The sequence below is a fragment of the Coleofasciculus sp. FACHB-542 genome (assembly GCF_014695825.1).
Lineage (GTDB): Bacteria > Cyanobacteriota > Cyanobacteriia > Cyanobacteriales > FACHB-T130 > FACHB-T130.
Genome location: NZ_JACJPB010000028.1, coordinates 164,261 through 175,455, shown reverse-complemented (window position 1 = coordinate 175,455; position 11,195 = coordinate 164,261). Strand labels below are relative to the sequence as shown.

9 protein-coding genes and 1 tRNA gene are annotated in these 11,195 nt (G+C 47.9%); 2 read left to right on the top strand and 8 right to left on the bottom strand.

The genetic code is table 11. The features are described from left to right. Positions 1-103: 103 nt before the first annotated feature. The 7 genes from H6F52_RS09950 to H6F52_RS09920 all read right to left on the bottom strand — a co-directional run bounded on the left by H6F52_RS09950 (position 104) and on the right by H6F52_RS09920 (position 6,755). Complete coding sequence (locus H6F52_RS09950; protein WP_190534176.1) at positions 104-2,764, bottom strand: tetratricopeptide repeat protein; 2,661 nt, start codon at positions 2,762-2,764, stop codon at positions 104-106. An 89-nt stretch (positions 2,765-2,853) separates the two neighbouring features. Continuing rightward, positions 2,854-3,561: a helix-turn-helix domain-containing protein gene (locus tag H6F52_RS09945; RefSeq protein ID WP_190534175.1), complete on the bottom strand. Its 708-nt coding sequence runs from the start codon at positions 3,559-3,561 to the stop codon at positions 2,854-2,856. A gap of 5 nt (positions 3,562-3,566) precedes the next feature. Beyond that, positions 3,567-3,965 carry a type II toxin-antitoxin system RelE/ParE family toxin gene (locus tag H6F52_RS09940; RefSeq protein WP_190534172.1) on the bottom strand — a complete coding sequence of 133 codons (399 nt, stop codon included), beginning with the start codon at positions 3,963-3,965 and terminating at the stop codon, positions 3,567-3,569. 66 nt (positions 3,966-4,031) lie between these two features. After that, on the bottom strand, positions 4,032-4,169 hold the full coding sequence (locus tag H6F52_RS09935) for a hypothetical protein (RefSeq protein ID WP_190534171.1): 138 nt from the start codon (positions 4,167-4,169) through the stop codon (positions 4,032-4,034). 72 nt (positions 4,170-4,241) lie between these two features. Beyond that, positions 4,242-4,874 carry a hypothetical protein gene (locus H6F52_RS09930; protein WP_242033891.1) on the bottom strand — a complete coding sequence of 211 codons (633 nt, stop codon included), beginning with the start codon at positions 4,872-4,874 and terminating at the stop codon, positions 4,242-4,244. Between the two features lie 63 nt (positions 4,875-4,937). Then, complete coding sequence (locus tag H6F52_RS09925; protein WP_190534165.1) at positions 4,938-5,342, bottom strand: hypothetical protein; 405 nt, start codon at positions 5,340-5,342, stop codon at positions 4,938-4,940. 15 nt (positions 5,343-5,357) lie between these two features. Then, positions 5,358-6,755: a hypothetical protein gene (locus tag H6F52_RS09920; RefSeq protein ID WP_190534164.1), complete on the bottom strand. Its 1,398-nt coding sequence runs from the start codon at positions 6,753-6,755 to the stop codon at positions 5,358-5,360. A gap of 282 nt (positions 6,756-7,037) precedes the next feature. On the opposite strand from H6F52_RS09920, the gene H6F52_RS09915 reads away from it, so the two are divergent. Both H6F52_RS09915 and H6F52_RS09910 read left to right on the top strand, forming a co-directional pair. Further along, a complete protein-coding gene (locus tag H6F52_RS09915; protein WP_190437481.1) occupies positions 7,038-8,387 on the top strand; it encodes an inorganic phosphate transporter in 1,350 nt (449 codons plus the stop codon). 640 nt (positions 8,388-9,027) lie between these two features. Next, positions 9,028-10,785, top strand: a complete 1,758-nt coding sequence (locus H6F52_RS09910; RefSeq protein WP_190427481.1) for an EamA family transporter — start codon at positions 9,028-9,030, stop codon at positions 10,783-10,785. A 304-nt stretch (positions 10,786-11,089) separates the two neighbouring features. On the opposite strand, the gene H6F52_RS09905 is transcribed toward H6F52_RS09910, so the two are convergent. After that, positions 11,090-11,174: transfer RNA gene (locus H6F52_RS09905), tRNA-Ser, on the bottom strand. Positions 11,175-11,195 lie beyond the last annotated feature (21 nt).

The window sequence follows — 11,195 nt, the reverse complement described above, 5'->3', positions numbered from 1 at the left end:
GCAAGGGGGCATGGCGGCGGGAGTTGTCTCTTTCATTTATCACACCATAACGTGAAATGGTTGCCATGTCTGTATTATACCTTTTTAGAGTCTTGTTTTTCGTTTAAGCACCGTTAAGAGGATTATCGAGGCAGGATTCAGCATGATGGCTGGAGTGAAGCGCCTGAACTCGTGAAGCCAGCTGACGATAGTTGCTTGTTGTAGCTTGGCTGCGACCTCTTAAGCGATCGCTTTCAGGAATGTTGTAAATTTTCGCAATTTGTTCACCCTCAAAACTCGCGAAGGGAAGGTCTTCGGTAGCATCTTCCACAATGCCGTAGGTGAGATTTCCTTCTACTTCGCCCCGTTGTTGGCAAAATTCTAAAACTTGGCAACTCGGAGTATAGCGAATGAGAAACTTATCTCCCAAATATTTATCTTCTTCGAGGGGCAGAGCACCAAAGGGAATCTGATGCAGCGCCAAGTGAGGCACTAAAATTAGTTCAGTAATGTTCTGTAGGTGCTGAGAAATAAGGTCATTGATTTGCAAGCGTTCAGCCAGTTCAACTAAGAAATTACTAATTTGGGACTTCCAAATGTTTCCATCTTCGACGTAGAGTTTTAACCAGTTCTGCAAAATCCAAGATTGCAGCGTCGCAATGCCTTCTCCAGTACAAGTGTGGCAGGCGATCTGGTTTTGCCGCAGTACAAATATATGAGTGTCGTTGCTGGTGCTATAGAAGCTGAGGATAGCAGTATTAGGTTGGTCGATGAGCTTCTGCATCGCCGAAAAGTCAGGAGTTATAACTTGAATCTCACCAGCTAGTACGGGGTCTAAGCGTCTGAGTTGTTGCCAGACTTGCTGTTTTTCAGCTTCTAAAGATGCGATCACTTGCGTTTTGGCTTGAAAAACAGTGCGATCCAGCGTGCTGGTTCCCACTCTCATCGCTTCCTGACTGTCGGCGGAATTGGATGATAAGCGTTCTTGGTCAATTCGCTGTTGCAAGTTGTCAAACTGCTGCAATAACTCCTTGACTTCTGGGGGAATTTCGCCACCTTGGTAGAGGTCATTACTAGCCATTAAATCTACAAGGCGCTTGGAACGCGATCGCTCGATGGTTTCAATGGCTTTTTCTAATTGCCCAGCATTGATGCAGACTTGCACCAGGTTGTGGTAAATATCAAAAGCTTCTGCCAGAATCTCTTGACGACGTGATTCAGAAATTGTCCAAGTGCGGCTCGTTTCAACAGCTTCAATTGCAACACTATACCCTTCGATAGATTCCGCCCAACGCTTTGCCCTTGCAGCAATCTCTCCGAATTGACGTGCAGTTATGAAGCACTCGCTAGGAAAGGCAGTAGGTGTAAACACTTCTAAGGCTGACCGACAACAGGCAATCGCTTCATCAATCTGTCCTTGACTTGTATAGGCAATAGCCAGATTATTTTGGTTTTTAGCCCAATAGTAAGTAAAAGCATCACGAGTAAAGATTTGGGAAGCAGCTTGGTAAGCTGTCATTGCCTTCTCTAAGTTCTCTTGTCGATTCCCAGAAATCCGGATGCTGTATGCAAGTCCCAGATTTTTTTGAGTCCTTGCCCAGTCCATAGGAAAACCATTCCTGGTGTAGACTTGCAAAGCAGCTTTATATGCCGCAATCGCTCGTTCTTGATTTTCAGCACTATCGCAGCGTCTTGAGTATGCCATGCCCAGATTGTTTTGGGTCATAGCCCATTGTTCAGGAAATGCTTCTTTGGTAGAGACTTGCAAGGCAGATTCGTAAGTCTCAATAGCCATTTCCAAGTTTTTTGAGCGGTTTCCAAAAATGCGATCGCGGTAAACAGATGCCAGATTCATTTGGGTTTGCGCCCAAAATTGGGGAAATGCTTCGCGGGTAAGAACTTGCAAAGCTGCTTGATAGCAAGTGATCGCTTTTTCTAAATTTTCTGCCCTATCACCCCGAATTCTTTCGTGATAGGTGAATCCTAGAGTATTTTGAGCATTTGCCCAATCTTTAGGCAATGTCTCCTTGGTGTAGACTTCTAACGCTTCTTCAATATATTTAATAGCTTTTTCTAAATTTTCTGCCCTATCACCTAAAATACGATAAGCGTAAGCGTTCCCCAAATTGTGTTGAAATTTTGCCCATTCTGAGGCCAATGTCTCACGATTTAGGAGTTCAAAAGCTGCTTTAAAGTAGCATATTGCCTGTTCTATATTATCAGCTTGTTCTCCATAAATCCGATTTCTGTAAGCTAGACCTAAATTATTTTGAACACTAGCCTGTAGTATTTGAACATTAGCCCCTAGTATTGTATGAGATTCTTTGCGTGTGAATATTTCTAGAGATTTTTTTCCCGCAGAAATGGCTGTTTCTAAATTCTCAGCTTTATTTCCACGTATCCGGTTATTGTAGGCAAGACTAAGATTACATTGGGTTTCTCCCCAAAGTAATTCAGGTAATAAAGGTGCGCGGGTAAAAAAGTTAGCAGCAGCTTCGTAGCCAGTAATAGCAATTTCCAGGTTAACTGCTCTGTTCCCCAGAGGGAAGTTTTTAATTACATCGCTAAAAGCTTTAATTGCAATTGCTATGTCTTGTGCTTGTCTTGGCTCTACTGTGGACAGCGTAAATGCTGCCCAAGTATAAAAATACTCAACAAAGCCATCATCTAACTTGCTGAGGTTCACTTGTAGGAGTGGGTATACCCCTTGTGGTTTGTCTATCCTTTGTAAGCTTGCCTGCAATACTTTAAGTAGAAAATTCTGATATGCAGTGATGTTTGCCATCTAGATAATTCCTCTGCTCCGTCAAAGAGATTGTTCTAAATTGGTTCTATATAAATCCGTCGTAATTCATTTTTTACATCCATTTTTTGTTAAATTTCCAATAATTTTTCCAACAAGCTTTCTGCCAAATCTAGGAGTTCGATTTCATCATTTTCAGCGCTTGAATTGCGGTTAGTGCCGACCGCCGCAACGCTACCGGCTAACAGATTCTTGACAGCAAAGAGTCGGTCATCTTCTTCTGGGATGCTCAGGCATTTTTCCAACTCGGCGGCAATTTCAGAAAGCGATCGCGCTCCCAATCTCTCCCGTGTCTGTACAGCTACCGAGTCATCACTCTCCAGAAACGCCGTCACAGACTTGATGACTGAGACACCTTTGTGCGAGAAGCGGTGAACCGCTGCCTGCACATATTCCCGCAGAGTCATCCCCTCTGCCTCAGCTAGCTGGACAACTTCCGCGCCTAAGTCTACTAGCACCACCTCTTCGTTATCGCTTACCTGATAGAGTTCGTTTCCCTGTTTGACAGCCACTAATAAATCCGCACCCAAAGTATGTAGGTAGTGCAGCACCGACTCCAACTCATGATCCTTCAGTGCCGACTCCAGCTTAGACACTGCTGCTTGCTTCACTCCCAACTTGAGGGCTAACTGCTCCTGAGTCAGTCCCGCCTGAGTCCGTAACTCGCGCATAGCATCAGTCAAGTACAACCGCAGGTATTCCAGCTTACCCGCCAGAATTACCTCTGGGTCATCACTAATTTTCGCGTTGAGCCATTCTTGAAAGTCGTACTTTTTCATCGCCCTTACCTACTTTTCAACTCACGCAGTCTAATCCTTGCTGGTTCCTTGTCTCTGTCACGGATGCCACCGTCGTATTTCTTCATAAAGGCGTGCAGCACCACAAAACGCTGCGGAGTCGCTGGAGTCAGAATGAACCGGGGATTATGCTCACTCTTGGTCATGCGAAACTCGTACAGGTCATGCTCTAACTTCTCGAAAATGTCGCTAGTCAGAGACAACAAGCCCTTGTCGCACAAGCGGACAAGATTAACTTGCAGCCTCTTGGTTTCTGACAGGGTTAGCACTGGCACAGGCGGATCTGGGGGGAACTCATCTGGTGGCATGAGTCCAACGAAGAAAGCCAGCAGATCCTTTGGGATCTCTCCACTCGCGTCCTGATACAGTTCCCAAATCCAAGCCACTTGCTACCTCTCACTCTAATATTCCTCTCAAGGAATGTCAACAATAATATTCTCTCAAAGGAATACCTAATTTGCCAAACAATCTCTATTCTGTTTGAGTGTAAGTGGCTGCGATAACTGGGAGCGATCGCGAAGCGCTGACTTGTCAGTTCGCATCCTCATCTCCTGAAGCGCGATCGCTCTGGTTAATTGATATTGACTCACAACAAAATCCCCCAAATTTACCTCCTCTTTTTAAGGTGGTAAATTTGGGGGATCAAGATAATGAAATTGCGATTAGCGGATTGGCGGGCAGGGAACGGGCGGGAACCCTCCCGCCTCAATCACGAAGTCATCGAAATCCTCATCTTTCCCAGGTTGGGGTAGCCCTGTATCATCCCAGGCGATGCGAACGCCAGTAATTTCTTCGTTCGTGCCACCATCCAAACGGCCATTAAACGCAGCTGCTAAGTTGGTGGTGGATCTGACACTGCGTCGAGTTTGACCTGTAGGGCTAACAGATTCCAGGTAGAAAGCATACCGGGTATTCGCTTTAAAAGTATATTCGCTGAGTCGATTTTCTACAGCTCCCCCATCAACTGTCCCCAGAAAATCGATTGCCGTGCCAATATTATTTTGACCGGGCGAGGAAGGCTGAGGCTGTTCGCTTCCGAAGTCGTCATAGGGTTTGACTTCCTGAAACAGCACCGTCTCTTCACCCGTATCTAAATTGACAACGCCAAGCGTTGATCGATAAGCTCCGTGGGACTCTTTGAATTCAAATTCAATCGTCGTATCCACCGGGAACTGGACAGCTTCATTGCCAAACAAATCTTCAGCGTGAACGGGCGTTGCCACGCCCATAAACCCAGCCGCGATCGCTCCCAGCAGCCACTTGAACCCGGCGGTTCTACCGTTTTTACGCTTCATCTGCCTCATCGTATTCTTGCTCCTGCTCACACTAGAATGACTCTGCAACTGACAACTGAACCGCTACCAAGTCCGCAAACCGGAGTTGGCTCTGGAAATGTCTTTTTGCTGCAAAGTCGTTCTCAAGTTTTCGACTTCTGTCCTTAACTCCTCTAGACGCTGACACGCTTGGGGAACCGGGGGGGGTGTTTGAGGCTGTCGAGTAAACCGGCGCGTAGTAGGAGTTTGTTCCGTCAGAGCAGCCCCGCAGGCTTGAAAGGCTGTTTCTGACTCTTGGTTAAGCCGGGTAATATTTGCCGTTAGTTCCGGATCTAACTTGTCATCAGTATCAAAAACGGGTGCCGTATTGTTCCAGATATTCGTTCCCGTGATATCAGAATAACTACGGTCGGCTCTCGCAGGCGCAGCCATACCCAGCGCCACAATTGATAAGCCAACAACCCAACCCAGAGATTTTATGGTGTGCATTTGGGGTACTCCTCCTTAAAACTTCAATGCTGTCCCAACACCTAATACAAATCGAGAGCCATCACCCGCACCCGCAACGTCGCGCAAGGCTGGAGTAATCACAAAAGGAAAGTTTTTGAAGGGAGCGATGGAAAGACCCAATGCTAAGTCCTGTCCTGTCCATTCCGCAATCAAACTAACAGGTCGAACAACGCGAACTGCCAAATTTCCAAACACGTTGATATTGTTTTCACCTGCATCAACCGCACCGTTGGAACGGAACTGTCCATCGCCGACACCCACCGTAAAAGCAACGCGGCTGAAAGCATCATTGAGAGATTCTCTCGTTCGGAATACTTTGGTAACAACTCCATATTTGGATTGTTCAAAGTCGTTGTGACCAATATTTAAAAAACCATTCCAGCCTAATGCTGCTGATACATCTCTCCCAAATCGACGATGCAGCTTGCCATTAAAACCACCTTCGCCGAAGCTATCATTTGTCGCTAAAGCGTAGGATAGTTCTACCCCCACGGCTTTATCGGCATTGCCTAAGCCGATGCCGATTCCCGCAGCCCCGACAGAACCGCTATCTTCTCGCACGTTGGGTTGATAGGTGCCGCTGATAAAGGCGGTGTTTCTATCTGCACCATAGCCAACTGGGATATAAATGCTCAGGGCGGGCGAAGCTTCAAATTCCTCAATGGGTGCTGGCAACGCTAGCGGCGCAACAGGTTCCGGACTCGGACAGCGTTCTGTCGCCAGTGTGGTTCCTTCTTGAGCAACTTGATAAGTTGCATTATCTAAGGATTTAACGTTCTTGATTCTTTGCGAGGCACAGGTATTCCCGGCTTTCGGTTCCGTTGCCATTGACTGGCTGGTTTGTACCGTTGACGAGTTAGCGATCGCCTCATCTGGACGGAGTGCCTCAGCCTTGGATGTAAATACACCTCCACTGGGTATCGTTCGTTCATTTACAGCCGCTTCGTTAACAGTTTCCCCGTTTCGGAAGGAAGCTAAGTCAGAAGCTTTCCTCCCGGATTCCTCAGATGCAGACTGGTTAATATCAGAAGCTGTTGATAACTGGGAGAGGAGGTTATTTGAGGGAAGCGCCGCAGTTTCAGGGATTTCTTGCAAATCAGTTTGGGGAGCAGCCGTCAATGCCGGAAGTTGCCTTGCAGCGAATCCTGGGGCATTCTGAGAAGGCGATCGCGCAAATTCCTGCCTGGATAACAATCGTGGTTCTGGTAGGATTTCTGGGGCAGCGATCGCTGTCATACTTCTAGGAGTCACCATCGGGGTGGCAACACTCCCCTCATCGGTCGCGGCTGCCTGGGGAGAACCCTCGGAACTCGGACTTTCACTTGCTTGGGCTGTCATCCCTCCAGCCACAAAAGCAGCTAAAGTACAAACAGCAACATGAGGAAAACGCATAAATTAGCCCTACTAAACTCACACCGCTCCAATTGAGAAGTCGGTCTTCCCAAATCGTTGAATAGATACTTATACAGAGTTGGGCGCGTGTATCCGCAGTGATAATCGCGCAAATTTTGCCTCGATTTGTAAAAATCATCGCTTCAAATCCCGATCGCCGCTTCCTCTCCCTTCAGCGCGATCGCGTTAGAGAAGCGAGGCGTTAGCCGCACGCTGAGTTCTCAGTTCGCTCCCCTATCCTTCACCGGATAAACTAGCTGTGTCAATATCTATATTTACGGCATGATTGTTTTTGTTGCCCTGCTAGCTTTCTACGTTGCCTGGAATCTGGGCGCAAACGACGTTGCTAACTCGATGGGAACGTCGGTGGGATCGAAGGCTGTCACCCTACGGCAGGCATTGGTGATTGCCGGAGTGTTGGAATTTACAGGTGCCGTGCTGTTTGGTCGTTCCGTATCGGAGACGCTGGCAACCGGGGTTGTCAATCCAGAACTGTTCGCTGCCGTACCTCAGATGCTACTGATTGGCATGGTTTCGGTATTGATAGCCTGTGGCGTCTGGCTGCAAATTGCCACCAGTCTGGGCTTGCCAGTCGCATCATCTCATGCGGTAGTCGGCGCGATCGCCGGTTTTAGCTGGGTGGCGGCGGGTGTCGGTGCCATTGATTGGTCATTAATTGGTCTAATCAGCTTCGCCTGGGTGATAACGCCGATCATCAGTGGCACGATTGCCGCGTTATTCTACAGCGTTGTCAAGCGTTGGATTCTCGATCAACCCAACCCACTTTTTCAACTGCGCGAATGGATCCCCTGGTTGAGCGTGACGTTGCTGGGCGTCTTTGGGGTGATTGTTCTACCCTCTGTGAGTCAACCCATCGATACCTGGCTGACAAATCGTTTCGGCATCAACCTTCCTGCCCACGATATCCCTCTCTTGATTGGCGCGATCGCATCAGTTGCCCTTACCCGGTTCATCTGGCGACAATTAGCCCGCGAGGAAGCAGAGCAGCTTGTAGACACAAGGGTTATCGCGGGAGCCAATGAGACGGACAACCGCGAAATCCCAAACTCCCCATCTAAAATCCTCAATCCTATTGAGCGTCAGCTAGCACGGTTTCAGCTATTAAGTGCCTGCTTTGTTGCCTTTGCCCACGGTTCCAATGATGTTGGCAACGCGATCGCTCCCTTAGCGGCGATCGTTTATATCAATCGCACAGGTTCCGTTCCTATCACTGGCTTTAGCATTCCCCTCTGGATTCTAGTATTGGGCGGTGCCGGTATCGTTGCCGGTCTTGCCGTCTGGGGCAAAAAAGTCATTGCGACAATTGGAGAAGGCATTATTGCCCTCCAGCCGAGCGGTGGATTCTGCGCCGAACTCGCAACCGCTACGACCATCTTGCTTGCTTCCCGGCTCGGCTTGCCCGTCTCCACCTCCCACGCCCTTGTCGGTGCTGTGGTTGGCATTGGTGCAGTCAAAGACTGGAAATCCATCCGGTTCCAAACGCTGCAATCGATTGGACTCGCTTGGCTAATTACCCTTCCCATTAGTGCGGGTTTGGGGGCAATTATCTTTCTAGTTATCCGTCAGATAGGGGGACAATTCGGAATTTTCCACTTGATGGATTCAATTTAAAACTTTACATCCCCTCTCCGGTTGCCCGATTGGGATACACTCTTTCTGGAAGGAGTTTCTAGGCGGCGGCTGCTACCCTGTTGGGGAAAATGCGTCCGCGTCCAAAAACTCGATCCTAAATGCCAGCGATCAATTGGCTTTCAGGCAGGGAGACACGGCGCTGTTTCATCCGCGTATTACAAAGCTCAAACCTCTGCTTCTAAACGTGGCGCGAACTTTCTTCCCCCTTTTATTGGGGCTTTAGGGATCAAAATATTAGACTTCTTGCAAAAGTTGTCTGAACCCTCCAAAAGTCTCTCGCTCGCGGGAAGAAGAAACTCCCTCTTTGTTCTTCAATATGTCGAGGGAGGATAGTGTCTAAGTAGTTTTTCTTGCAGTCACTGCAAGATTCAACAGTCTAGAACAAAATTAAATTCACCAGAAAAATCTCTTAAAAATCACCAGAATTTTGGAGTAATCTGTCAGGATTGATGACAAAACATTAAACACTTTCCTTCATCAGAGAAACAACACCTAGTTGAGCAAAATCACATCCATCAGAAAGTGTATCTGCCAAAATATCAGAAATACTAACAAGACTTAAGTAAACTAAGTTAAAACTACACTTCGTTATAGCCAATCGTACCGAGGTTATACGCTAATGGGGCAACTGGACAATCTACCGGAAAATCACAACACCGGAAATGCTACGGCAACAGAGGCTCTTTTGAGGGCGATGACGCAGGAACTTGAGAACCTGAAGCAAAATCTCATCGTCCAGTTGAATCAAGACGTTGAGCGACTCCAGGCTGAGAAATCCCGGTTGGTCGATGAGATCAATCATCTACAAGCTCAGCGTCAGCAATTACCCTCGTCCCAAAGCTCTCTGCCTCAAGAACAAATTGATCAGGATCAGCAGCAATATTTAGTTGGGCAACTCACCCAAGCGATCGCAGAACACCTGCAAGATCTGCTGATGCAACGGCTGTCCCAGCAACCAGGTAGCTCCTATCACCCGCTGGGTGGCACTAGCAGCGCCAATTTGCCGCCCTCGGCAAATGACTACAACGACAGTGCCTACCGAATCCTCTCTTCCTTGGATACAACCCTAAGAACGACTTTTAAAACACTGCAACAAGACATCAGCAGCTATCAAAGTTCGTTCTCCCAGCAGCTGTCGCGGATGCACGGCTTGGAGCAACAAGGAGAAGCAATTTTAGAAACTCTCGTCAATCGCCTGCACGAACAACTGCAAGCAGAAAGCGATGCGCTGCCATTAGTACCATCCGAGTCAGAGGTGGGAGGACAAGCTTATAGCGATCGCAAACAGCCTCCAGAAGCGAATGCGATTCCGTTCTCGGTTCCGGCTGCCCCGTTACCACCGCCACGCCAACCTAAACCAAGCTCCCAAGGTCAGTTAGGGTTATTGTTGATTTTAATTTCTACCGTGGCGCTGTCGGTTCATAACGTGGTTGTCCAAATCATTGGCAGAGAAAGTCAAATTTTTAACTTGTTTTCCTTGGGAGGATTCATCAAGCTAGGTTTGGGCAACTCGCTGTTAATTTTGTGGTTCCGCATGATGGTGGTGCTGCCTTTAATGGCTTTACTTGCCATCGTTCTCTATCCCAACGTGTGGAGGGATATTAAGAAGTTTTTATTAGATCCAGACCGGCGCGGACTTTTAACGGTAGTCGGGAGTGGCTTCTTCCTGTTTTTGTCGCAAGTGCTGATTTATATCGCCATCCCCCAAATTGGCCCAGGGGTTGCAGTGACAATTCTGTTTATGTATCCAATTATTACAGTCCCGCTGGCGTGGCTGTTTTTTGGCGATCGCCCCACCTTCCTGCGCGTTGGAGTGATGTGCACGATTTCCTTGGGTGTTATCCTCGCAGCTTGGCCTAAAATCTTCCCGGCGGTTAATAGTGGGGTGGCAAGCATTTCTGGGGTGGGAGTTGGCACCGCCGCCGCCTCAGGAATCGCCTTTGCCTTCTACCTGATTTTTATGCAGCTTGGCTTTCAAAAGCTTCACCCCGTCCCCGTCAGCTTGGTTCAGTTTACAACCATCTTTGTCCTGGCTAGCATCAGTCTGATGTTGCCATTACCAGAAAATTTGGCTGTTCAGGTCATCCCGGATAAGCGCCTGGGTTTGATTATCGGCGGCGTTGTCTTGGGGATATTAACTCTAGCGGGCTATTTGTTAAATAACTTTGGCGTTCGCTTCTTGGGTGCCGCACGAGCCTCGATTATCGCTTCTAGTGGCCCTGTGTTAACAGCAGTTTTGGCATTTTTGATTATTCCGAGCGCTCAGAATGCTTTACAGCCGATATCAATTTTCGGCATCGTACTGGTGACGCTGGGAGTGTTTGCCCTAAGTTTTGAGCGGCTGCTGGTTCAAAACAAGGCGCAACCCGCAAAATAAACGATCCTGTTGGTTACTTGATTCGTCTTAGGGTGGGTAATGCTCACCCTTTTTTTATTGTTTGTTATTGGGCACTTCTAATTTATTCAAAAGGCGCGATCGCGTCTTTCTCTCTAGTCAAATTTGAATCCGATCGCTCTTACCCCACCAACGTCAACACTCCTGCTGCAAAATCAAATACCAATCGCTTTTTCTGCTGGGGATTCACGCGCTGATAATCAGGCGAGCGACAAAAATAACCATCGCCCCAGAAGAATCTTCTGGGGCGATTAGCCTTACAGCATTGCTGAGTCTTGATTTTAAACGGAGAGGGTGGGATTCGAACCCACGTTAAGTTGCCCTAAACAGCATTTCCAGTGCTGCGCCTTCAACCACTCGGCCACCTCTCCAGAGGTTTATTTATTTTGAAA